The organism is Pseudoalteromonas sp. MM17-2, assembly GCF_022347945.1.
Lineage (GTDB): Bacteria > Pseudomonadota > Gammaproteobacteria > Enterobacterales > Alteromonadaceae > Pseudoalteromonas > Pseudoalteromonas ruthenica.
In genome coordinates this window covers 134,195-156,769 of the sequence record NZ_JAKRFV010000006.1, presented here as the reverse complement: position 1 = coordinate 156,769, position 22,575 = coordinate 134,195, and the positions used below count along the sequence as shown (strand labels likewise).

General features: G+C 47.5%; 21 protein-coding genes. 17 read left to right on the top strand and 4 right to left on the bottom strand.

Translation table 11 applies throughout. The annotated features are described in order from the left end of the window. Positions 1 to 2 precede the first annotated feature (2 nt). From MHM93_RS07435 to MHM93_RS07380, 12 genes are all read left to right on the top strand, one after another. A complete protein-coding gene (locus MHM93_RS07435) occupies positions 3 to 923 on the top strand; it encodes a ParB/RepB/Spo0J family partition protein (protein WP_239448533.1) in 921 nt (306 codons plus the stop codon). 145 nt (positions 924 to 1,068) lie between these two features. Continuing rightward, complete coding sequence (locus tag MHM93_RS07430; protein WP_045979460.1) at positions 1,069 to 1,449, top strand: ATP synthase subunit I; 381 nt, start codon at positions 1,069 to 1,071, stop codon at positions 1,447 to 1,449. 15 nt (positions 1,450 to 1,464) lie between these two features. After that, positions 1,465 to 2,322 (top strand): F0F1 ATP synthase subunit A, encoded by an 858-nt coding sequence (atpB, locus tag MHM93_RS07425; RefSeq protein WP_130146649.1) that lies wholly within the window; start codon positions 1,465 to 1,467, stop codon positions 2,320 to 2,322. Between the two features lie 61 nt (positions 2,323 to 2,383). Beyond that, positions 2,384 to 2,617 (top strand): F0F1 ATP synthase subunit C, encoded by a 234-nt coding sequence (gene atpE / locus MHM93_RS07420; protein ID WP_130146651.1) that lies wholly within the window; start codon positions 2,384 to 2,386, stop codon positions 2,615 to 2,617. A gap of 45 nt (positions 2,618 to 2,662) precedes the next feature. Then, a complete protein-coding gene (gene atpF, locus MHM93_RS07415) occupies positions 2,663 to 3,133 on the top strand; it encodes a F0F1 ATP synthase subunit B (RefSeq protein WP_022944886.1) in 471 nt (156 codons plus the stop codon). 16 nt (positions 3,134 to 3,149) lie between these two features. Then, on the top strand, positions 3,150 to 3,683 hold the full coding sequence (gene atpH, locus MHM93_RS07410; RefSeq protein WP_053911012.1) for a F0F1 ATP synthase subunit delta: 534 nt from the start codon (positions 3,150 to 3,152) through the stop codon (positions 3,681 to 3,683). A 14-nt stretch (positions 3,684 to 3,697) separates the two neighbouring features. Next, entirely contained in the window at positions 3,698 to 5,239 is a 1,542-nt protein-coding gene (gene atpA / locus MHM93_RS07405; protein ID WP_022944888.1) for a F0F1 ATP synthase subunit alpha, read from the top strand. 53 nt (positions 5,240 to 5,292) lie between these two features. Then, entirely contained in the window at positions 5,293 to 6,153 is an 861-nt protein-coding gene (gene atpG, locus MHM93_RS07400; protein WP_022944889.1) for a F0F1 ATP synthase subunit gamma, read from the top strand. A gap of 32 nt (positions 6,154 to 6,185) precedes the next feature. Continuing rightward, on the top strand, positions 6,186 to 7,571 hold the full coding sequence (gene atpD / locus MHM93_RS07395; RefSeq protein ID WP_022944890.1) for a F0F1 ATP synthase subunit beta: 1,386 nt from the start codon (positions 6,186 to 6,188) through the stop codon (positions 7,569 to 7,571). A 13-nt stretch (positions 7,572 to 7,584) separates the two neighbouring features. After that, positions 7,585 to 8,007: a F0F1 ATP synthase subunit epsilon gene (locus tag MHM93_RS07390; protein ID WP_130146653.1), complete on the top strand. Its 423-nt coding sequence runs from the start codon at positions 7,585 to 7,587 to the stop codon at positions 8,005 to 8,007. A 227-nt stretch (positions 8,008 to 8,234) separates the two neighbouring features. Beyond that, positions 8,235 to 9,596 carry a bifunctional UDP-N-acetylglucosamine diphosphorylase/glucosamine-1-phosphate N-acetyltransferase GlmU gene (gene glmU / locus MHM93_RS07385; RefSeq protein WP_239448532.1) on the top strand — a complete coding sequence of 454 codons (1,362 nt, stop codon included), beginning with the start codon at positions 8,235 to 8,237 and terminating at the stop codon, positions 9,594 to 9,596. Between the two features lie 134 nt (positions 9,597 to 9,730). Then, on the top strand, positions 9,731 to 10,402 hold the full coding sequence (locus MHM93_RS07380) for a hypothetical protein (RefSeq protein WP_239448531.1): 672 nt from the start codon (positions 9,731 to 9,733) through the stop codon (positions 10,400 to 10,402). Here MHM93_RS07380 and MHM93_RS07375 read toward each other — a convergent pair. From MHM93_RS07375 to MHM93_RS07365, 3 genes are all read right to left on the bottom strand, one after another. Beyond that, entirely contained in the window at positions 10,399 to 11,637 is a 1,239-nt protein-coding gene (locus MHM93_RS07375; RefSeq protein WP_239448530.1) for a LysM peptidoglycan-binding domain-containing protein, read from the bottom strand. The two genes, MHM93_RS07380 and MHM93_RS07375, sit on opposite strands and share 4 nt — an antisense overlap. A gap of 194 nt (positions 11,638 to 11,831) precedes the next feature. Beyond that, positions 11,832 to 13,127 (bottom strand): ATP-binding protein, encoded by a 1,296-nt coding sequence (locus MHM93_RS07370; protein WP_239448529.1) that lies wholly within the window; start codon positions 13,125 to 13,127, stop codon positions 11,832 to 11,834. A gap of 5 nt (positions 13,128 to 13,132) precedes the next feature. After that, positions 13,133 to 14,530, bottom strand: coding sequence for a sigma-54 dependent transcriptional regulator (locus MHM93_RS07365; protein ID WP_239448528.1), 1,398 nt, complete (start codon positions 14,528 to 14,530; stop codon positions 13,133 to 13,135). Positions 14,531 to 14,749: 219 nt separating this feature from the next. Between MHM93_RS07365 and MHM93_RS07360 the strand changes: the two genes are divergently transcribed. The 5 genes from MHM93_RS07360 to MHM93_RS07340 all read left to right on the top strand — a co-directional run bounded on the left by MHM93_RS07360 (position 14,750) and on the right by MHM93_RS07340 (position 22,090). Continuing rightward, positions 14,750 to 16,003 carry an efflux RND transporter periplasmic adaptor subunit gene (locus MHM93_RS07360; protein WP_239448527.1) on the top strand — a complete coding sequence of 418 codons (1,254 nt, stop codon included), beginning with the start codon at positions 14,750 to 14,752 and terminating at the stop codon, positions 16,001 to 16,003. Between the two features lie 10 nt (positions 16,004 to 16,013). Next, complete coding sequence (locus tag MHM93_RS07355; protein ID WP_022944901.1) at positions 16,014 to 16,721, top strand: ABC transporter ATP-binding protein; 708 nt, start codon at positions 16,014 to 16,016, stop codon at positions 16,719 to 16,721. 2 nt (positions 16,722 to 16,723) lie between these two features. Further along, a complete protein-coding gene (locus tag MHM93_RS07350) occupies positions 16,724 to 19,117 on the top strand; it encodes an FtsX-like permease family protein (protein WP_239448526.1) in 2,394 nt (797 codons plus the stop codon). A gap of 149 nt (positions 19,118 to 19,266) precedes the next feature. Next, complete coding sequence (locus MHM93_RS07345; RefSeq protein WP_239448525.1) at positions 19,267 to 21,672, top strand: ABC transporter permease; 2,406 nt, start codon at positions 19,267 to 19,269, stop codon at positions 21,670 to 21,672. Positions 21,673 to 21,769: 97 nt separating this feature from the next. Next, positions 21,770 to 22,090, top strand: a complete 321-nt coding sequence (locus MHM93_RS07340; RefSeq protein WP_138507928.1) for a DUF6482 family protein — start codon at positions 21,770 to 21,772, stop codon at positions 22,088 to 22,090. Between the two features lie 5 nt (positions 22,091 to 22,095). Here MHM93_RS07340 and MHM93_RS07335 read toward each other — a convergent pair whose 3' ends face one another. Continuing rightward, positions 22,096 to 22,548, bottom strand: coding sequence for a DUF6436 domain-containing protein (locus MHM93_RS07335; RefSeq protein WP_239448524.1), 453 nt, complete (start codon positions 22,546 to 22,548; stop codon positions 22,096 to 22,098). Positions 22,549 to 22,575: the final 27 nt, after the last annotated feature.

The window sequence follows — 22,575 nt, the reverse complement described above, 5'->3', positions numbered from 1 at the left end:
CAATGTCTGCTAAAAAACGTGGATTAGGACGGGGTCTAGACGCCCTACTGACGTCATCTAAGCCAGCTCCTGGCCCAGCGCCAAGCGCAGATGCACCTGTTGAAGAACACTCACAAGCGCAAGCGAATGCGCAAAGTGGTGAGTTGCAAAAGTTAGCGATCGAATTTTTACGTCCTGGAAAGTATCAGCCGCGAAAAGATATGTCGGAGGAAGCGTTAGAAGAACTTGCTTCCTCCATTCGTGCACAAGGTATTATTCAGCCCATCGTGGTGCGCCAAGTTGCACCTGACAGCTATGAAATCATCGCCGGTGAACGCCGTTGGCGCGCCGCCCAGTTAGCTAAACTTGATGTGGTGCCTTGCCTTATCAAGGCAGTTCCGGATGAAGCCGCAGTTGCTATTGCGTTGATTGAAAATATTCAACGTGAAGATTTAAATGCTATGGAAGAAGCCATCGCTTTGGGTCGACTGGTTGATGAATTTGAGTTAACGCACCAGCAAGTGGCTGATGCCGTTGGCAAGTCACGCACCACTGTCACCAACTTATTACGGCTCAATAACCTTAACGATGATGTTAAAATAATGTTAGAGCATGGCGATATTGAAATGGGTCATGCTCGGTGTTTATTAGCGTTAAGTGGCGAGTTGCAGTCTGAAGCGGCACGCACTGCCGTAGCTAAAGCGCTAACCGTGCGTGAAACCGAAAAACTCGTGCGTTCTATTCTAGAGCCTGTAGAAAAGCCGCAGAAGAAAGAAAAAGATCCAGATGTCATACAGTTAGAGCAAAAGCTCGAAGATAATCTCGGCGCTAAGGTAGAAATTAACTACAACCAAAAAGGTAAAGGTAAGTTGGTGATTTCTTATACAAATCTCGAAGAGTTAGACGGAATTCTTCACCGTATTGACCCACAGTTTAAAGATTAGTCGCTAAGGCGCTCTCACCCCCGTTTCGCGGGGGTGAAATTCCCCCAAATCGCACTGACTCAAGTTGCAAATCAGCCAAAAACAAGTATAATTTCGCCAGTTTTCACACCCTAATAAAATTTAACGTTATTAAGGTTAATAAAAAGTGACGCAAAGGTTAGCAGGCCCGTATCGCCGCGCCGCATTTAAGGGCGTTCTTTTTCAGGGTGTCGTAGCAACAATCGCTGCAGTAATAGTTTTAGTAGGTTGGGGAGTAGAAGCCGGTCTCTCAGCATGGCTTGGAGGCTTGACTGTTGTACTCCCTAATTTTGTATTTGCCGCTTATGCATTTAGATATATGGGCGCAAGCAAATCAGAACAAGTCCTAAGCTCGTTGAAACGAGGAAAGGCGTTAAAGTTTTTGCTCACTGTGTGTATGTTCGTACTGGCTTTTAAACATTTTTTATTGCTTCCAGTACCTTTTTTTAGCGCTTATGTGCTGATATTTGCCACACAGTGGATAGCACCGATTTTTTTTAATCATTAACTTTTGGGATAAAACATGGCTGCAGAAGAAGTGACTCTATCGAGCCATATTCAGCACCACTTGACCAATGCAAAGATGTGCTCAACCGATGCCGGTATTGAGTTCAACAAAGCATGTGCGGACAGTGGCTTCTGGACATGGCATGTAGATACCCTCGCATGGTCAATCGGATTAGGTCTTATATTCTTATGGATCTTCCGTGGCGCCGCTAAAAAAGCACACACAGGTGTACCTGGTAAGTTTCAATGTTTCATTGAGATGATTGTTGAGTTTGTTGGTGACAACGTACGCGACACTTACCACGGTAAAAGTAAGTTAATTGCCCCCCTTGCCTTAACGATTTTCGTTTGGGTATTCCTAATGAACCTTATGGATTTGATCCCGGTTGATTTCCTTCCTGCATTTGCAGGCTGGGTGGGTGAAACAGCATTTGGTATGGACTCTCATGACGTATACATGAAAATCGTACCAACCACTGACTTGAACATGACTGCAGGTCTTGCCATTGGCGTATTCTTGCTAATGATTGGTTACTCAATTCGCATTAAAGGCATCGGTGGTTTCCTTGCTGAGTTAACGCTGCACCCGTTTAGCACTAAGAACAAACTAGCAATGGTGTTCTTAATTCCATGTAACTTATTACTAGAAACAATCGCTTTGGTTGCTAAGCCTTTCTCTTTAGCACTGCGTTTGTTCGGTAACCTGTATGCAGGTGAGATGATCTTCATCCTCATCGGTGCGATTGGCCTTATGCAGTTGCCATTGCACTTTGTTTGGGCGGTATTCCATATCTTGGTTATCGTATTACAGGCATTCGTATTTATGATGCTGACCATTGTTTATCTAAGCATGGCTAGCTCAGACAATCATTAATTTATTGTTTTTAAGAAATATTTTTTAACTTTAACTTACTATTTAAACTTTGGAGATAAAAATGGAAATCGCAGTTGCTATTAAACTAATCGCTGTTGCTCTACTAATCGGCTTCGGTGCTATCGGCACAGCAATCGGCTTTGGTAACATGGGTGGTAAATTCCTAGAAGCGTGCGCGCGTCAGCCTGAGCTTGCACCTTCACTACAGGTTAAAATGTTCATCCTTGCCGGTCTTATCGATGCCGTAGCTATGATCGGTGTTGGTATCGCTATGTACATGTTGTTCGCACTTTAATTCGCTAGTAGCTCTTAGAACAACTGTCAATAAGGAGGAGCGGTCGTGAATATTAACGCCACTCTTATCGGTGAATTAATCGCATTTACGGTGTTCGTGCTGTTCTGTATGAAGTACGTATGGCCACCGCTAAATAGTGCGATTGAAGCTCGCCAAAAGAAAATTGAAGATGGTTTAGCTGCCTCTGATAAAGCTGAGAAAGACTTGGAACTGGCTCGTCAAAAAGCCACGGAACAGTTGAAAGAAGCGAAAGCTCAAGCTGCTGAAATCATTGAGCAAGCTAAAAAGCGTGCCTCGCTTATTGTTGACGAAGAGACAACTCGTGGTCAGCAAGAGCGTGAAAACATCATAGCTCAAGGTCACTCTGAGATTGAAGCAGAGCGTAACCGTGTGAAAGAAGACTTACGTAAGCAAGTTGCTACTCTAGCAGTAGTCGGTGCTGAGCGTATTCTTGAGCGCGAGATTGACCAAGCCGCACACAGCGACATCGTTGAAAAACTTGTCGCAGAGCTGTAACTAGGAGGGTATGAGCATGTCTGAATTGACTACCATCGCTCGCCCATACGCTAAAGCGGCTTTTGAGCTTGCCGTTGAGAAAAGCGCGGTTGCCCAATGGCATGAAATGCTGCACTTCGCTGGCCAAGTGGCCAGCGATGAGCAGGTTAATGCAGTCATTGGCAGCCTGCCGTCTGTGTCTGACCAAGCCGATGTAATCATCAAGGTTTGTGCTGACCAACTCAACGAACAGGGTCAAAATCTTATCAAGCTAATGGCCGAAAATGAACGTTTAGCCGCCCTGCCTGACGTTGCCGAACTATTTGCCGAGTTTAAGGCTGAGTTCGACAAAGAAATCGAAGTCACAGTGATTTCTGCAACGGAGCTTGCTGCAGCGCAGCAAGAGAAACTAGGCGCGGCACTCGAACAACGTTTCGCACGCAAAGTTAAGCTGAATTGTAGTGTTGATGCCTCCGTCGTTGGCGGGTTGGTAATTCGTGCCGGTGACACCGTAATCGACGGGTCTATACGTGGCCAAGTTGACCGCTTAGCGGCCACACTACAATCGTAATTGGGAAAAAGAGCATGCAACTTAATTCCACAGAAATTTCTGCGCTGATCAAGCAACGCATTGAGCAGTTTGAAGTTGTAAGTGAAGCACGTAACGAAGGTACTATCGTATCTGTTACTGACGGTATCATCCGCATCCACGGTCTAGCTGACTGTATGCAAGGTGAGATGATCGAGCTTCCTGGCAACCGTTATGCTATCGCATTGAACCTTGAGCGTGACTCAGTAGGTGCAGTAGTAATGGGTCCTTACGCTGACCTTAAAGAAGGCGTAAAAGTTAAATCAACAGGTCGTATTCTTGAAGTACCAGTCGGTAATGGTCTTCTAGGTCGTGTAGTAAACACCCTAGGTCAGCCTATCGATGGTAAAGGTGCACTGGACAGCGAAGGTTTCGAGCCAATCGAAAAAATCGCCCCAGGTGTAATCGACCGTCAATCAGTAGATGAGCCAGTTCAAACTGGTTATAAGTCTATCGATGCCATGATTCCAGTTGGTCGCGGCCAGCGTGAATTGGTTATCGGTGACCGTCAAACTGGTAAAACTGCATTAGCAATCGACGCTATCATCAACCAAAAAGACACAGGCATTAAGTGTGTGTACGTAGCGGTTGGTCAAAAAGCATCGACTATTGCTAACGTGGTACGTAAATTAGAAGAGCACGGTGCCCTAGAGAACACGATTGTTGTTGTAGCATCTGCTTCTGAATCTGCAGCCCTACAGTACTTAGCACCGTTTGCTGGTTGTACTATGGGTGAATTCTTCCGTGACCGTGGTGAAGACGCGCTTATCGTATACGATGACCTGTCTAAGCAAGCGGTAGCGTATCGTCAGATTTCACTTCTACTTAAGCGTCCACCGGGCCGTGAAGCATACCCAGGTGACGTTTTCTACCTTCACTCACGTCTTCTAGAGCGTGCAGCACGTGTAAACGCTGACTACGTTGAGAAGTTCACCAATGGTGAAGTGAAAGGTCAAACAGGTTCATTGACGGCATTGCCAATCATTGAAACTCAAGGTGGTGACGTTTCTGCCTTCGTACCAACCAACGTGATTTCAATCACCGATGGTCAGATTTTCTTGGAAACTGACTTGTTTAACTCAGGTATTCGCCCTGCAGTTAACGCCGGTATTTCTGTATCGCGTGTAGGTGGTGCTGCGCAAACTAAGATCGTTAAGAAACTAGGTGGTGGTATCCGTCTAGCGCTTGCTCAGTATCGTGAACTTGCGGCGTTCTCGCAGTTCGCTTCTGACCTTGACGAAGCAACACGTGCTCAACTTGAGCATGGTGAGCGCGTAACCGAGCTAATGAAGCAGAAACAGTACACGCCAATGTCTGTTGCGGAAATGTCTCTATCACTTTTCGCTGCTGAAAAAGGCTTCCTTGCTGACATCGAAGTAAGCAAAATCATGGACTTCGAAGCAAGCCTAATCGGCTTCGCTAAAAGCGAGTACGCAGAGCTAATGGCGCAAATCAATGAAACTGGTAACTACAACGCCGAGATTGAAGCACAGTTGAAAGAACTTCTTGAGAAGTTCAAGTCAACGCAAACTTGGTAATTTAGTTATCTAAGGTGAGTGCATTGCACTCACCGAGATTCGGAGAGAGAGTCATGGCCAGCGGAAAAGAGATTAAAAGCAAGATCGGGAGTATTAAAAATACTCAGAAGATCACCAGCGCAATGGAAATGGTTGCCGCTTCAAAAATGAAGCGTGCACAGGAGCGTGTTGCTTCTAGCCGTCCATACGCTGAGAACTTACGCAAAGTGATCGGTCGTATTGCTCAAGCGAATCTTGACTTTAGTCACGCTTATTTAGAAGAGCGTGATGTAAAGCGAGTTGGTTATATTGTTATCTCTACAGACCGTGGTCTGTGTGGCGGCTTGAACACTAATGAGTTCAAGAAAGTCTCACAAGACGTAAAGGCTTGGAAAGAAAAGGGCGTTGACGCTACTTACGCAACCCTAGGCAGCAAAGCTGCTGGGTTCTTCCAAAGCTTTGGTGGTCAGCTTGCCGCGAAAAAGGCAGGCCTTGGAGATGCCCCTTCAGTTCAGGACGTAATTGGTCCTGTGAAAGTAATGCTCGATGAGTTCGCTGAAGGCAAAATTGACCGTTTGTTCGTGGTATATAACCATTTCGTTAATACCATGAAGCAAGAGCCAGTAATCGATCAGTTATTACCTTTGCCAAAAGCTGAAGAAGAAGTATCAGCCCACGCTTGGGACTACTTGTACGAGCCAACACCAGAGGCCATTTTGGAAACTCTGTTGGTGCGTTTCATTGAGTCACAAGTTTATCAAGGTGTGGTTGAGAATGCTGCCTCTGAGCAGGCCGCCCGTATGGTTGCAATGAAAGCTGCAACTGATAATGCCGGCGACCTGATGGATCAGTTGCAATTGCAGTACAACAAAGCGCGTCAAGCAGCAATCACACAAGAGATCAGTGAGATTGTGAGCGGTTCGGCAGCGGTTTAACGCTTCGGCAAAGTTTAACGAGAGGAATTGACATGAGTTTAGGTAAGGTCGTCCAAATTATCGGCGCCGTTGTGGACATCGAGTTTCCACAAGACAACGTGCCAGCCGTATATGACGCACTAAAAATTACAGAAGGCGACCTAGCAGGTTTGACACTAGAAGTGCAACAGCAGCTAGGTGGCGGTGTGGTACGTGCTATCGCACTAGGTACTACTGACGGTCTACGTCGTAGTACAGCAGTAGAGAATACTGGCGAGCCAATCATGGTTCCAGTTGGTACTAAGACCCTAGGTCGTATCATGGACGTATTGGGTAACCCAATTGATGAAGCTGGCCCAATCGGTGAAGAAGACCGTATGTCTATCCACCGAGCTGCACCTTCATACGAAGAGCAGAGCAACTCAGTTGAACTTTTAGAGACTGGTATCAAGGTAATCGACCTTGTATGTCCATTCGCTAAAGGTGGTAAAGTTGGTCTATTCGGTGGTGCCGGTGTAGGTAAAACCGTAAACATGATGGAGCTTATCCGTAACATCGCAATCGAGCACAGCGGCTTCTCAGTATTCGCTGGTGTTGGTGAGCGTACGCGTGAGGGTAATGACTTCTATCACGAAATGAACGACTCAAACGTACTCGATAAAGTATCGCTAGTATATGGTCAGATGAACGAGCCACCAGGTAACCGTCTACGTGTTGCATTGACTGGTCTAACTATGGCTGAGAAGTTCCGTGACGAAGGTCGTGACGTACTATTCTTCGTAGATAACATCTATCGTTATACCCTAGCCGGTACTGAAGTATCAGCACTACTAGGTCGTATGCCATCAGCAGTAGGTTATCAGCCTACACTTGCTGAAGAGATGGGTGTACTACAGGAGCGTATCGCGTCAACCAAAACCGGTTCAATCACTTCAATCCAAGCGGTATACGTACCAGCGGATGACTTGACTGACCCGTCACCAGCAACGACGTTCGCGCACTTGGATGCAACAGTTGTACTATCTCGTGATATCGCATCACTAGGTATCTACCCAGCGGTTGACCCACTTGACTCATCTTCACGTCAGCTAGATCCGCTTGTTATCGGTCAAGAGCACTACGACATCGCGCGTGGCGTTCAAACCGTACTACAGCGCTATAAAGAGCTGAAAGACATCATCGCCATCCTAGGTATGGACGAGCTGTCTGATGAAGATAAGCAAGTAGTATCACGTGCACGTAAGATCCAGCGTTTCCTATCTCAGCCGTTCTTCGTTGCTGAGGTATTTACAGGTGCGCCAGGTAAATACGTTTCATTGAAAGACACTATCGCAGGCTTTAAAGGCATTCTTGACGGCGAATACGATGAGCTACCAGAGCAAGCGTTCTACATGGTAGGTTCAATCGAAGAAGCTGTTGAAAAAGCGAAAAGCATGTAACTAGGAGGGGAGTATGGCAGCTATGACCGTACATCTTGATGTTGTAAGCGCTGAAGAGATGATTTTCTCTGGCCGCGTAGAATCACTTCAAGTGACAGGTAGTGAAGGTGAGCTTGGTATTATGCCTGGCCACGCACCGCTACTAACTGCCCTCAAACCTGGAATGGTCCGTTTAGTAAAGCAACTAGGTGGTGAAGAAATCATCTATGTTGCTGGCGGTACATTAGAGGTACAACCTCATAATGTAACTGTCCTTGCAGATACCGCTTTACGAGCTGAAGAGCTTGATGAACAAGCGGCAGAGCAGGCTAAGCGTGAAGCGCAAGAGCAAATGGATAAAGCTGGCAGTGGCGAGCTTGATTACCATAAAGCTGCGATTCAACTCGAAGAGGCGCTTGCGCAGCTTCGTGTTATTCGTCAATTGCGTAACAGCTAAACGCTTCCAACCTCATAGGTTTGTAAAAACCCGCGCTTAAAGCGCGGGTTTTTTTATGTCTGTTCTTTCTATGTTCACACTGTTGCAGATACAATGGTCGGTATTGTCGATAGCCATACCAGAACATCGCTGGCGGCTTTTTAGTCAGCTGTGTTCGGACACAGGATGTGCCAACTTAAAGCGTGAGCTGAGTGTGCGCTGTCACGTCGCGAAAAAAGGATATTAGAATGAATTTAACGACTGTAATTTTAGCTGCGGGTAAAGGTACACGCATGCGTTCTAAGTTGCCTAAGGTGCTGCATCCGGTTGCTGGCAGGCCGATGGTTCAACACGTCATTGATAATGCTAAGGCCTTAGGGGCCACCAGCACCAACCTAGTTTATGGCCATGGTGGCGAGTTGCTTAAACAACAACTCGGTCATAATGAGGTCAATTGGGTGCTACAAGAGCAGCAGCTAGGCACGGGCCATGCTGTCGCGGTAGCCAAAGAACATATTGGCGATGACGATAGAGTACTGATCTTATATGGTGACGTGCCACTGACCAAGCAAGAAACCTTAGAAGGGTTATTAAAAGCCACTCCTGAGCGTGGCCTAGCAGTGCTTACCGTGGATTTGGCCGACCCTAATGGCTATGGGCGTATGCTGCGCGATAATGGCAAACTGGTGGGCATTGTCGAGCAAAAAGATGCCAGTGAAGAGCAACTGAAAATTACCGAAATTAATACCGGTATCATGGCCTGTCATGGCGGGTTGTTGAAAAAGTGGTTGGGCAATCTATCGAACAGTAATGCTCAAGGCGAATACTACCTTACCGATATTGTCGCTATGGCCCACTCAGAAGGCGTTGAAATCAGTTCAAGCCAACCATCGCACCCTATGGAAGTTGAAGGCGCTAACAATCGCGTACAGCTCGCTCAGTTAGAGCGTGCCTATCAAGGTTGGCAAGCCGAACAGTTGATGATTAACGGTGCGAGTCTAGCCGACCCGGCCCGCATCGATGTACGTGGCACAGTGACCACAGGTCAGGATGTACACATTGATGTTAATGTCATCTTTGAAGGTCAGGTAGAGCTCGGCGACGGTGTTGTTATCGGCCCGAACTGCGTATTAAAAGACTGCAAAATTGGTGATGGTGTGGTGATTAAGGCCAATACCTTGATTGAAGATGCTAGTGTCGCGGCGAAGTGCACATTAGGCCCGTATGCGCGCCTACGCCCCGGGGCAGTTATGGAAGAAGACTCTCATATCGGCAATTTTGTGGAAATGAAAAAGTCCCGTCTAGGAAAAGGCTCAAAAGCCAATCACCTGACCTACTTGGGCGATGCACAGATAGGCGAAAAGGTGAATATAGGCGCCGGCACAATCACCTGTAATTACGATGGCGTTAATAAGTCGCAAACTATTATCGGCGATCATGCCTTTATTGGCTCTAACTCTTCGCTGGTGGCTCCGGTAGAAATTGGCGCCACTGCCACAGTGGGTGCTGGCTCAGTCGTGACCACCAATGTGGGCGATAAGCAGCTGGCGGTAGCGCGGGGCAAGCAGCGTAATTTAGACGGCTGGCAACGGCCTACAAAAAAGAGCTAAGCTGTTAAGCACTCGCCAAGTGATAATAAAACAAGCCGCGCTATGCGGCTTGTTTTATTTTTACGCAGCCCCATGAACTAAATCGTCGTATCTGCAGTCCTTATAAGGTGATGTTATTTATGTAGCATAGGGATATGTTTTTACGCGCCTTACTCATTTCAATTACTTGCCATATGCTAATTCTTGGGTATGTGTTGAGCACCGCCACTCCGGCGGTAATGCGAGCGCATCAGGAAGAGCCACCGGCAACAATGCAGGTGGTGATGATTCGCTTGCCTGCGCCAGAAAATAAGAACCAGCAGCCCGTGCATGCGCCAGAGCCGATTAAGCCGCAGCGCTCAGTAAATAATGACTCACACTCAGCCGCGCCCGTTCAAAAAGAGGAAGGTGAAGGAAAAGCTAATCAGCACAGTGAAGCTCTAAAAAGCCGAGCTGCTGCTGAAAAAGCAGACAAAACCCCGGTGAGAATAAACCCTTATGCGCACTTTGAGCAACGCGTCACTCGTGCGTTTGCAAAAACGCAGTCATCAGCTGGGATGGGCAAGGTACAGCTTGATGAGCTTCCTCGTTACTCCGGTCCAGATATCACATCAATGCAGCAATCAACAGGCGCGATGCAGGTGCTCGCCGGTGACAAGGTGACGGGTAACTATCTGTTACGCCAAGATGGCCGCTGTTTTGTCATGGATGCTTCTTCACCGATGGCGCAAGCGGATATGCCCACAGGTGAGGTCACTTGCCCGCATCTCAACCAAAGAAAGCAGGCCGCCTTTGATGCGGCCATGAGTAAATGGTTGCAGGATTAACTGCGTGATAGAAACACAGTGAGGGTGTCGCCAACCTGTAATATATTGCTTGAAAGGTTGTTCCACTGTTTTAATTTGGCAATGCTCACTTGGTAATGGCGGGCAATTTTCCATAAGCTTTCACCCGAGCTGACCTTATGTTCGATTTGCTCATCGGCTAATACTGGTAAAATCAGCTTATCACCAATGCGAATACGATCGGAGCTAAGGTTATTAAACGTCTTTAGCTGTTTAACACTAAGGGCATAACGCTCGGCAATAACACTTAAACTATCCCCCTTGGCAATGGTGTAATGCTGCCATTGGCTGTAATCACTACTTTGTTGTTTGGCAATGGCCTGCTGCCAGTGTTGCTGTTTAGCCTTGGGTACGACTAAATGCGGAGCATCGATGATCGCAGGAAAGCGGATTACGCCATGATTGAGATCTTGCACATCTTGCCATTGCGACTTATCAGCTAAAATAACCGCGCCTTTGATGGGGAGAGGCGAAATGGCTGGGCTGTTATCAATTGCTGGGAAGTCCATTTTTTCATGTTTTAGCAAATGCACTGCAGCAAGCAGTTTGGGCACATATTTACGTGTTTGTTTGGGCAGTTTGAGCGCGAAAAAGTCCGTGCTTTTCCCAGCTTTTTTATTGGCCGCAATAGCATTGCGCACTCGGCCTTCACCAACATTGTATGCAGCAATAGTATGATACCAGTTGCCATCAAAACGCTTATACAGGTACTCAATAAAGTCCAGCGCCGCCGCTGTGCTGTCGAATACATCTTGACGGCCGTCGTACCAAGGCGTGATTTTAACGCCAAAGTATTGAGCAAGTGAAGGCGTTAACTGCCATAGGCCGCTAGCATGCTTGTGAGAGTAGGCGCTGGCATCAAAGTCACTCTCAATCAGCGGCATTAGCGCTAATTCTATTGGCAGGTTTCGCGCTTCCACCTCTGTCACTATATGATACAAGTAAGGCTCGGCACGACGGCTTATTTCATCCATATAATTAGGATGTGATAAATACCAGTCAACGCGTTTCATCACATCCGGGTGAGTCGAGTCTGCAAAGCTCAATTGTATACGGATACGTTGCCATACATCGTCCACTTGTTGCGGTGTTTGTTGAGGTTGTTGCGGCTGTTTCGGTTGCACTGACGGCGGTACCGCCTTTTCACTTACACTTGGGGACTGAGCCTCGGTTTTTATGGTGTCATTGTTTACAGGGGGCTGGGGCTTCGAGCTCATGCTCTGGCAACCCGCGAGGAACAAAAAAACTAATAGCGCTGAAATTCGATACATAAATGCTACTTAAATAATAAACTGAATTCGGTCATTTTCGGCGAATCAGCTTAGCGTTGGCACCTTAACATAAGGTGAGCTAAATCTGAGCGGCCGCTGAAGCGAGGGCTTGCTAACTGCGCCCTCAGAGCCCATTGGCGTTAGCCAAAGACGCAGCGTAAACATGCCCCTTGGGGTTGTTCATGGTAGGTTAGGTCGCCACCATGGCTAACCATAATTTGTTTGCTTAGCGCTAAACCTATCCCTGAACCTTGCTGTTTAGTGGTGAAAAAAGGCACAAACATCATTTCTTGAGCTTGTTTACTGATGCCACCACCGGTATCACACACGGCAATGTATAACTGCCCTTGGCTATTTTTATCAACAACCATAGACAAGGTTTTTTCGGCACAGTTCACACTCATCGCTTCTATGGCATTTTTGATCAGGTTAATTAATACCTGCTCAATTTGCTGGGCATCACACATCACTAAAGTGTCGCTGTGGGTTTGTAGCTTTAGAGCAATACGCTGCTGCTCCAAGTCTGTTTTGAATAGCGCGCAACAACGTGTTACCACATCTGCAAGAGATTGCGCCTTGAGATCTGGCTTGGGCAGATTACTGATGGATCGAAAACGTGCGATAAAGGCGCTTAACCCTTCAGTGCGGCTATGCAGGGTTTGTAAGGCGAGTGCTAAGTCTTCTTTATCTTCGCTATCGGTAAAACTCAGTCCTTGTGGCAACAGACCGGTGCAGGTGTGTGCTAATGATGACAGTGGGGTAATCGAGTTGGCAATTTCGTGCGTGAGAACGCGCGTTAAGCGCTTATAGGCTTGTTGTTCTTTCAGTAGTAATTGCTCATGAATCGACTGCAAAGTCACAATTTTTAGCTCTTGCCCTTGGATGGTGGCCAAACTTATTTGTATAGACAAGGTGTCCTGCTGTTCTCCTCGCTGCCATAGAGCTGTTGATTGACACTGACTTTGTGCTTCGCTAATAAACTCACCGAGCTGCGCTAACGATTGCAGGTCTTTCACGGGAGCCCCGAGCAGCCTTGCGACAGCCGGGTTTTGTTCAATAATATTGCCCTGCGCATCGAACACTAACACCGCCATATCAATATGGATTAGCAGGGTTTGCATAAACTGGGCTTGTTGCTCCGCAGCCAACCGGGCTTGCAATATTTGCTCTTTAACTTCGTTATACTGTACCCGCATAGGATGGTTGCGAGGCAACCCTAGGCTACTATCCCCGTTAGCCAGGGCTTTAAGTGCTAATTGCGCTTGGCGGCTTTGGCGTTTAAACAGCACTAAAATACTGCAGATGCAGGCCAGTGCGACCAATACCATGCCTGTGGTTAGCGCCGGTAATTGTAAGCTGTACCAACTATATTGGGCGCCTAATGCCGTGAGTATAACGCCAGCTAACAATAACGACAGTTTTGTATTTGCAGACATCAGTGTTAAAGCCCGTATTTTTCTAAGCGTCGATACATGGCACCACGAGTCAGCCCTAATGCTTTAGCGGCGTGGCTCACATTACCTTGGAAGTGAGTGAGTGCAGCGCGAATTGCGCGATGTTCCAGCTCTTCTAGGTTGAAGGTATCATAATGCTCACCTTGCTGTGGTGCTACGCTACCGGTGTTCGCAGGTGCGCTAATAACTGAGCCAATATCTAGCTCAGTGCCGGTAGAGAGGATCACCGCTCGTTCTATTGCATGCGCTAGTTCGCGTACATTGCCTGGCCATTGATAGCTACTTAACGCCTGCATGCTGGAGTTGCTAACGCTAAGTTCGCGTTTGTATTTTTGGCCAAAATGGTTGAGGTAGTAGTCAACCAGTAAAGGAATGTCCTGATGACGCTCGCGCAGCGGCGGCAGGGCGATTTCCACGGTATTGATTCGATACAGTAAATCTTGGCGAAAACGGCCTTCGCCGACCGCCTCATGTAAATTATCATTGGTGGCGCTGATTAAACGAATGTCGACATCGATGGTTTTGCTGCCGCCAATGGGCGTGATTTGCCGATTTTGCAATGCTGCCAACAGCTTCACTTGTTGCTCCAGCGGCAAATTGCCCAGTTCATCCAAGAATAAACTGCCACCGCCAGCGAGTTCGAAGCGGCCAACGCGGTCTTCTTTGGCATCAGTGAAAGCGCCTTTTTTATGGCCAAATAATTCGCTCTCCATCAGTGATGCGCTCATGGCTCCCATATCAACGCTAATAAAAGGGCCGCTATGACGTAGGCTTTGCTGGTGGATAGCATGGGCGGTGAGTTCTTTACCGGTACCACTTTCACCGGTGATAAGAATATTGGCGTCGGTTTGGGCTGCTCGTTCGATGGTATCGAATACTTTTAACATCGCATCGCTTTGCCCTAAAAAGGCAAACTTATTGCTATTTAATGCATCGTTTAAGCCTTGGGTTTGGCGTTTGAGCTGACCCACTTGGCGCTTATCTTTGGCGTGGCTAAAAGCAGCAGCGACACTGGCTAACAGCTGGTCGTTTTGCCATGGCTTGGCGATAAAATCTGCGGCACCAGCCTTTATTGCATCTACAGCCAGTTGAATGTCGCTGTATGCGGTCATAAGCAGCACCACGATAGTGGGGTCTTGCGCGGCGATTTTTTTTAGCCAGTAGAATCCCTCTTGGCCACTGATGGAGTCTTGGGTAAAGTTCATATCCAATAAAATCACATCAATGGGCTGGTCAGCCTGTTGTTGCTCGTTAACAATCCCTTCTATATCAAAAGGGTTGTCCGTGGTTTTAACGCTTTGATAATGCTGTTTAAGTAATAAACGCGCGGCGATAAGAATATCGGGGTTGTCATCAACCACTAATATAGAGCCTGCCTGTTTCATATCCCTGCCTTGGCTTTTTCTTTTAAGCCTACCCCAGTTATTCATTCCCTGTCCACAAATGGGCACTGTAAAGAATTGAGGTGTTCTATAAGCGGACACCTCATTGCTCAGAACAATTTCGAACTTAATCTAAGTGGCTGAAATTTATGGGAATTAAATTTTGGCACGGAGCTTGATAGTTACCCCTTATATAGCGAACACATATATTGGGTGACTGAGATGGATAGAAAAATAGAATCATCAGGCTTAAAAAAGCACGCGAAGAAAGTCGCAATGTCGGTTATTGCTCTTAGTGTTGCGGCCGCTGCTTACGGGTTTAGTCAAAGCTCTTCACAAGGTCGTAGCCAAACGGTTAATGCCAGTAATTTAACGGTAAGCACCGTGAACCAAGGCGAATTTGTCGATGCATTAAGTTTACGTGGACAAGTAGTACCAAAAACCACCATCTACCTCGACACTATTGCCGGTGGTCAGGTGGAAGAGCGTCTTGTAGAGCAGGGTGAGTTTGTCAAAAAAGGTCAGCCTCTGGTGCGTTTAAGTAACACCAATTTGCAACTTGATGTAATGAGCCGGGAAGCACAAGTTACTGAGCAACTTAACTTTCTGCGTAACACCCAGATGAATATGGAGACCAGCCGCTTAAACTTACGTCGAGATTTATTAGAAATTGAACTGAAAATCACTCATCTAACTCGCCGCCTTAAGCAAACTGCGCCCTTGGTAGAAAAAGGCATGCTTTCTCAAGAGCAGCTCTCTGAGCTAAAAGAAGACTTAGCTTATTATCAAGCGCGTAAAGAGCTCACCATTGAGCGTCAACAGCAAGAGAAAAGCATTCGTGAAGTGCAGTTGGCACAGCTACAAGATAGTGCTGAAATGCTCGAGAAAAACCTTCAGTTTGCGCGCCGCAACCTCGATAACTTGCTGATCACTGCCCCGGTGGACGGGTATTTGAGTGAGTTGGATGTTGAAATTGGCGCATCAAAGAGCCGTGGTGCGCGTTTAGGTCAGATTGATATACCCAACGAGTACAAGCTAGTGATCCGCTTAGATGAGTTTTATCTCAGCCAAGTACGCTCTGGTATGGAGGTCATTATTGAGCTTGAACAAGGGGATGTCAGCGCCACAGTCACCAAAATAGACAGTCGCGTGCAGCAATCACAATTTCAAATTGAAGTCGAACTGCCAGAGCAAGCGAGCAACATAAAGCGGGGACAGAGCTTGGATGTCGAGCTGATGCTTGGCGGCAGTCAAGATAATGCGCTGTTGTTGTCGCGAGGCGCATTCTTTAGCAGCTCAGGCGGTAACTGGGTGTATGTCATGAATGATGATAACAGTGGCGCCGTTCGCCGCGATATTCGCCTAGGTCGAAAAAACCAAGATTATTACGAAGTGCTCAGCGGTCTTGAGCCCGGTGACAAAGTGATCACCTCAAGCTACAGCAACTTCGATAAAGCACAACAATTACAATTTTAAAGGAACAATGATGATCAAGCTAACTAACTTATCGCGCGTATTTCGTACTCAAGACGTTGAAACAACTGCACTTAATGATATTAACCTCAGCGTTAAAGAGGGTGATTTTTTGGCCATTATGGGCCCTTCAGGGTGTGGTAAATCTACCTTGTTATCTATCCTTGGCATGCTTGATTCGCCAACTAGCGGACAGTTTGAGTTTCTGGGTGAGGACATTGCTGGCTACAACGAAAAGCAATTAGCACAGCTGAGAAAAGCCAGCATCGGCTTTGTGTTCCAAAGCTTTAACCTTATTGATGAGCTCACCGTGTATGAAAACGTTGAGCTGCCGCTGCAATATCAAAAAATAGATAAAGCTGAGCGCAAGCAACGTGTTGAAGCTATTTTAAAGCGCGTAGGCATCGATCACCGTGGCGACCACTTACCGCAACAGCTTTCCGGTGGTCAGCAGCAGCGCGTTGCCGTCGCGCGAGCACTGGTAATTAATCCTAAGCTGATCCTCGCCGATGAGCCCACCGGTAATTTGGACTCTAAAAACGGGGATGAAGTCATGACCATGCTGCGTGAACTTAATCGCGAGGGCACCACAGTGATCATGGTGACGCACTCAGAGAAAGAAGGAAACTATGCCGACCGCCTAGTTCGCCTGCTTGATGGCCAAATCATGGTAGATAAAGCCAATGCCGCTAATCCTGCGGTTAATACAGAGGTGGCATAGCCATGATCTTAAGTTACATAATTACGGCGCTGCGTGCTTTTAAGCTACAAAAGCAGCACTTCGCGCTCAACGTGTTTGGTTTGAGCGTGGGCTTAGCCGCAGCTATTTTGGTAGCGCTTTTTGCCGTCAATGAGCTTTCCTATGACGCGCAGCAGCCTGACGCTGAGCGGGTTTATCGCGTGGGCCAAGACTTTAGCAAACTTGGCTTGGCGGTGATCCCTATCTCTAACTACACGCAGGCGAAAAATGCGCAAAGTTACAGTCAAATCGAGGATGTGTTTGCCCTAACTTTGTCAGAACAAACTCAGGCTACCCCTGCCAATGTGACCTATCGCTCTCAAGGTTATAAGTTGGATGGCTTGTTTGGCGCCACCGCTAATATTGAGCGTTTTATTGCCTTGCGCACCTTAGATGGCTCATTAAGTCAGGCGTTGAATACGCCAAATGGCTTGGCATTGAGCGAATCCGAGGCACTGCGTATCTTCGGGAAGGTGAATGCGGTGGGCGAAACCTTGATGCACGAGCATGGCCAGTACACCGTGCGAGCCGTGTTCGCCGATTTGGCCGACAACACCCATTTTGCCTTTAAGTCCCTGGCCTATTTTGAACATAACCCGGAAAACCTGCGTGCCAACCACAGCTATGTGTATTTAAAGCTGGCTCCTAACACCGACACCCAGGCTCTGGCGAAAACGCTCACAGAGCAGTACTTCGCTAACGATGAAAGCTATCAGGTGAGCATTGAGTTACACCCACTGCGTGATCTGCATTTAACTGCCAAATCACCGTTTGAAATGAAAACGGGGGGTGCTAAACAGGTGGTAGTGATTTGTGCAGGGCTGAGTGTATTGCTGATACTTATCGCTGGCTTTAACTTTATTAACATGACCGTGGCGCAATCGGCTAAACGCGCCAAAGAAGTGGGCGTGCGCAAGGCCCTAGGTGCAAGTAAAGCTCAGCTTGTGACGCAGTTCTTATCAGAGTCGGTGTTGGTATCGTTGCTGTCTATGGTGCTCGCATGCATTGCCGTTGAGCTTATTCTCCCTAGTTTTAATGCCTTGGTAGATAGAGAGCTGGTGGTTAACTACGCCTCTATGTTTAGCGTTGTGGTGCTGGCAGTGGCCGTAGCGGTGGGCTTACTTGCAGGGCTGTATCCTGCCTTCTTTATTTCGTCATTTAGCGCGAAACGGGTGTTAAGTGGCGATTTACAGCGAGGTAATACAGCAATATTTGTTCGTAAGAGCTTACTTACCTTACAGGCCTCGTTATCTATAGCTTTAATTATCGCCACTGTGACTTTGCAGCAGCAATTAGCCTACTTACAAAGCTTACCTTTGGGGTATGAAACGCAACAGCGCTTAGTTATCTCTGAGTTGCCGCGCAAAATGGTGCTGACCAAAGAGCGCAGTGCCTTAGTTAAAAATCTCGCTGCAATTGAAGGCGTAAACAATGTCAGTGTGGTGGATACTCAGCTCACTGTCTCAATCAATAATACCGTGGCACCGGTGTGGCCTAATGGTGAGAGCACCGAAGGCTTAACGCCAATTATAGGTACCGATTTTAACGTTGTTGAAACCTTAGGCCTTAAGCTCTTTGCTGGTCGTGGTTTTAGCGCCGAGTATGCTGGTGACTGGGCGCAACGAATTAACGGTACCACTCAGGTTGGCACCTTGGTAACCGAATCTATTGCTAAGCAAGCAGGGTATTCACAGCCGAGTGAAATGGTGGGTAAAACTATTACCACTCAAGGGCAAGGGATAGCAATGCGAGTGGTCGGCGTGGTAGCCGATGTAAAAGTGGGCAATGCCCAAGATGCCAACTCGAACATCATGTTCCTATGTGGGCTGAGTTATGGCCCTGTGGCTGAGGTGATAATGAATATCGATCAGCAAAACTTGCCATACATTCAGCAGCAATTAACAACGGTATTAGCCAATCATGCCAAGATTTATGAGCCTAAAATCAGTTTACTTTCAGAGGACTATAAAAACTTACTGCGTGGCGATGAGCGCGTGTCGCAAGTGGTGTTTATATTCACTGCGTTGGCCGTGTTCTTAACCTGCTTGGGTACCTTTGGTTTAGCGTCATTCGCAACCATTCGTCGACAAAAGGAAATTGCTGTACGCAAAGTTCTTGGCGCCTCTCGAACCAGTATTATCAACATTTTAGCTAAAGAATTCTTACTGCTAGTGACGCTGAGTATTGCTATAGCCTATCCAGTGACCTACTGGCTGGTGGGTGATTGGTTAGCAAATTTCAACGACCGTATTGAGCAGGCTATCTGGGTGTATGGCATCGCCGCTCTCGCTGTTGCCGGTATTACCTGGCTGACGGTTGCGGGGCTAGCCTTTAAAGCGGCCAGTACGCGCCCTTCGTTAACACTGAGATACGAATAGGGCATCGCCGCAAAAAATCACAATGATAAAAAACATATGCAATATGCTGGCGAACAACAATAACGACTTCGAAGTGGCGAACAATAGCGCGCGAAGCAGACAGATATTGGCATTACTCAGCTTGTATATACATCAGCAGGAGTGCTCCTATGCTCACTAGTTACTTATCGGCTGCGCTACGCGCATTCGTAACCCATAAACAACATTTTCTATTAAACGTATTTGGCTTGGCGGTGGGCTTGGCTGCGGCTATTTTAATGGCACTGTTTGCCCGTTTTGAGGCCAGTGTAGACGCGCATCAGCCCCACTTTGAGCACACTTATCGGTTATCGCAACACTTTCGTGAAATGGGAGTGAATGCGCCGATTACTAATTACTACGCAGCGCAAGAAGTGGCAAAAAATGGTGCGGTAGAGGATATCTTTGCCTTGAAAATGCACCCTCGGCTATCTGGAGATTTTAGTGCCCATGGCAACTATTACAAAATGAAAGATTTATTTGCTACAGGCACCAATATCACCGACTTTGTTACCCTCGATGTGCTTTTTGGTGATTTGCAGCGCACGCTGAGCGCACCGAACAGAATCGCGTTGAGCGAACATGAAGCCATACGTATTTTTGGCCAGGCTAATGCCATTGGTGAGACCTTAAGCAAAGGGCAAACGACCTACACAGTTACCGCCGTATTCGCCGATTTGCAAGATAATACCCACTTTGCTTTTTCCGGGTTAGTGGCAATGCAGGACGAAAACCCCAATTACCAGCTCAATAACTTTTATGTGTATGTACGCTTTGCTGCCGACGCTGATATCAAAGCCGAGCAAGCACGTTTTGCCGAGGCTTACCCTGAACTTGTTTACCCAGATCAGCCGCTCGGTTTCGTGACCTTATCCTTTGAGCACCTACCTGGCATTCACCTGCATTCCGATAGCCGTTATGAGCTTAAAGAAAATGGCTCGTACACCGTGGTGTTGATCAGCTTTTCGCTGAGTATTCTATTAATCGTGTTGGCGGCTTTTAATTTCATTAATATGAGCATCGCGCAGTCGGCTAAACGAGCCAAAGAAGTGGGTGTGCGTAAGGCGCTGGGGGCGAGCAAGGCGCAAATTATTAATCAATTCCTAGTGGAATCCTTATTGGTAACTAGCGTGGCAGCGGTGCTTGCGTGCGCGCTACTGGAATTAGCATTACCAGCGTTTAACCAATTGGTAGGACGCACCTTGGTGATCAACTATTTTTCAGAGTTTGGCATTATTTTAGTCGCGGTCGTGGTATCGGTGGGCGTGTTAGCTGGCGCGTACCCCGCATTTTTTATGTCGGCCTTTAGCGCGAAACGCGTGCTCAGCGGTGATATTCAGCGCGGTCGTACTGCTATTTTGGTGCGCAAGTTGTTGCTGACTTTGCAAGCCTCTTTATCTATTGCCCTGATCATCGGTGCATTCTCCTTGCATCAGCAACTTAGTCACTTGCAGTCACTGGCGGTTGGCTATGAAAAACAATACCGTTTAGAAGTGGATGATATCCCGGCTAGGCAATTGTACTTCAAGCACAACAATGTCTTGAGTCAGCGCATCAATGCTGTACCTGGCGTGATCTCTAGCAGCATTACCGATGCCTCTTTTACCTCGTCATTCAACACCAGCTTTACTGTGACTTCGGATAACGGTGAGTTAAATGATGCTGTGATCCCTTTTATTGGCGTGGGCTTTAATATTGCTGAAACCGCTGGGCTAGAGGTTATCGCTGGGCGCGACCTGAGCGCCGACTATGGCAGTGATTGGCATAGCCTGGGCGACGATGGCAACGGCCGGGCTGGGGTGCTGGTATCGCAATCATTCGTTAAAGTGGCCGGTTATGACAGTGCTGAGCAAGCCATTGGCAAAGAGCTTTACAGCAACTCCGGAGACAACCAGGAAGTGCTCAAAATTGTGGGCGTGATTAATGATGTCACCATTGGTTCAGCACGTGAGGCTTCGGCATCGCCTTTAATCTTGGTGTGCGGCTTTAGCTGGGCCAACGAGGGCAAGTTGATTATCAACTTTGAGCCGAGCCAGCTTAACGCAGTAAAAACGCAGGTGCAGCAGATCGTCAGTGACCAGTTAAATGTGCACAATGCTGATATTGAGCTGGTAGCAGATAACTACCGCGCGTTATATAAAAACGATGAACGTGTTTCTACCTTAGTTGCCATCTTCTGTATTTTGGCAATCTTATTAACCTGCCTAGGTACCTTTGGATTAGCTGCGTTCTCTACCTTACGCCGTCAAAAAGAAGTGGCTGTGCGCAAAGTGCTCGGTGCATCTAGGTTAAGTATCGTTAACTTGCTCGCTAAAGAATTCCTACTGCTGGTGGCCATAAGTACTGCCATTGCCTTTCCGTTAACCTACTGGCTAGTGGGTGACTGGCTGGCCAACTTTAACGAGCGTATTGATCAGGCTATGTGGTTTTACGTTGTCGCCGCCGCTTTGGTGGCCATGATCACCTGGTTAACTGTGGCTAGCCTCGCCTTTAGAGCGGCTAGCACCCGGCCTTCGTTAACGCTGCGCTATGAATAATTAACCCAACCCTACTCAAAGCGCACGAAAGTGCGCTTTTTTAATCCATTCCCGCTGTTGCTGCGTTTAACAGTTAATAGAGTGAGGAGTGCAACCTATGCAAGCAAATCAACTTAAAGCCGCGTTAGCCGATAGCCAATATCGCGCCATCATCCTTAGTTATGCCGATGCTAATCATTATTTAGCCGGAGCCCTTGATACCGACGGTAATTATCATATTCTGAGCGATAACAACGACGCATTGAAACCCTTTAATTCCTTGCGCGAGGCTGAGTGTGCGCTGGTTGAACTCGGCGCGACTCAAGCATTATTGAAAATGCAGTCTGCGTATGAAGAAATAGGACCCAGTGATTTTTGTGGTGATGGCATCAGCAATATGGAAATTCGTCAGCTCAAGCGAGCCGGCTCAACGGTGTAGCGCTGCTACACACGGCAGTAGCAGCCAGACACCTTGCTTACTAACATCGAGCTGTGAAAGCCATTTTCGTAGTTGCTTATAACAGTATCAATAATGCCATCTTCGATGGCACACCCGAGCCCAACAGAGAGGGGGCCAGCGTAAAGCACGCTGCCCTGCGCTAACATAATGGCTGCGGGCACAGCAGGTAGCAGGCCTGTGGGCAGTGATGATGCATCGACCTGGCGAACCTTTATTCCTGCTCGGCGAGCATCAGCTATGACCTTACTTTGGTGAGGCGCAGCGACTCGTTGGCAACGACATTGCTCATTGCCCACCAATAGCAAAGTGGTGCTGTACTTTTCACTATCAATATCCGCCAATACCGGCAGTAACGAGCGTTGCCACTGTGGCTGCTGCAACATGTTGTTTGGATCAAATACAGTGGCCCGTTTGTCGGCCACAAACCACAAAGCCACTGCACTACATAGCAGCCACAGGCCGCT

Bases quoted from the DNA above. Each gene is read 5' to 3' on its own strand.
- MHM93_RS07350 (WP_239448526.1), top strand. From the start codon at position 16,724: ATGATCTTAAGTTACATAATTACGGCGCTGCGTGCTTTTAAGCTACAA.
- atpD (WP_022944890.1), top strand. From the start codon at position 6,186: ATGAGTTTAGGTAAGGTCGTCCAAATTATCGGCGCCGTTGTGGACATC.
- MHM93_RS07340 (WP_138507928.1), top strand. From the start codon at position 21,770: ATGCAAGCAAATCAACTTAAAGCCGCGTTAGCCGATAGCCAATATCGC.
- glmU (WP_239448532.1), top strand. From the start codon at position 8,235: ATGAATTTAACGACTGTAATTTTAGCTGCGGGTAAAGGTACACGCATG.
- atpG (WP_022944889.1), top strand. From the start codon at position 5,293: ATGGCCAGCGGAAAAGAGATTAAAAGCAAGATCGGGAGTATTAAAAAT.
- MHM93_RS07360 (WP_239448527.1), top strand. From the start codon at position 14,750: ATGGATAGAAAAATAGAATCATCAGGCTTAAAAAAGCACGCGAAGAAA.
- atpA (WP_022944888.1), top strand. From the start codon at position 3,698: ATGCAACTTAATTCCACAGAAATTTCTGCGCTGATCAAGCAACGCATT.
- atpB (WP_130146649.1), top strand. From the start codon at position 1,465: ATGGCTGCAGAAGAAGTGACTCTATCGAGCCATATTCAGCACCACTTG.
- MHM93_RS07355 (WP_022944901.1), top strand. From the start codon at position 16,014: ATGATCAAGCTAACTAACTTATCGCGCGTATTTCGTACTCAAGACGTT.
- atpE (WP_130146651.1), top strand. From the start codon at position 2,384: ATGGAAATCGCAGTTGCTATTAAACTAATCGCTGTTGCTCTACTAATC.
- atpH (WP_053911012.1), top strand. From the start codon at position 3,150: ATGTCTGAATTGACTACCATCGCTCGCCCATACGCTAAAGCGGCTTTT.
- MHM93_RS07435 (WP_239448533.1), top strand. From the start codon at position 3: ATGTCTGCTAAAAAACGTGGATTAGGACGGGGTCTAGACGCCCTACTG.
- MHM93_RS07375 (WP_239448530.1), bottom strand. From the start codon at position 11,637: ATGAGCTCGAAGCCCCAGCCCCCTGTAAACAATGACACCATAAAAACC.
- MHM93_RS07370 (WP_239448529.1), bottom strand. From the start codon at position 13,127: ATGTCTGCAAATACAAAACTGTCGTTATTGTTAGCTGGCGTTATACTC.
- MHM93_RS07345 (WP_239448525.1), top strand. From the start codon at position 19,267: ATGCTCACTAGTTACTTATCGGCTGCGCTACGCGCATTCGTAACCCAT.
- MHM93_RS07390 (WP_130146653.1), top strand. From the start codon at position 7,585: ATGGCAGCTATGACCGTACATCTTGATGTTGTAAGCGCTGAAGAGATG.
- MHM93_RS07380 (WP_239448531.1), top strand. From the start codon at position 9,731: ATGTTTTTACGCGCCTTACTCATTTCAATTACTTGCCATATGCTAATT.
- MHM93_RS07365 (WP_239448528.1), bottom strand. From the start codon at position 14,530: ATGAAACAGGCAGGCTCTATATTAGTGGTTGATGACAACCCCGATATT.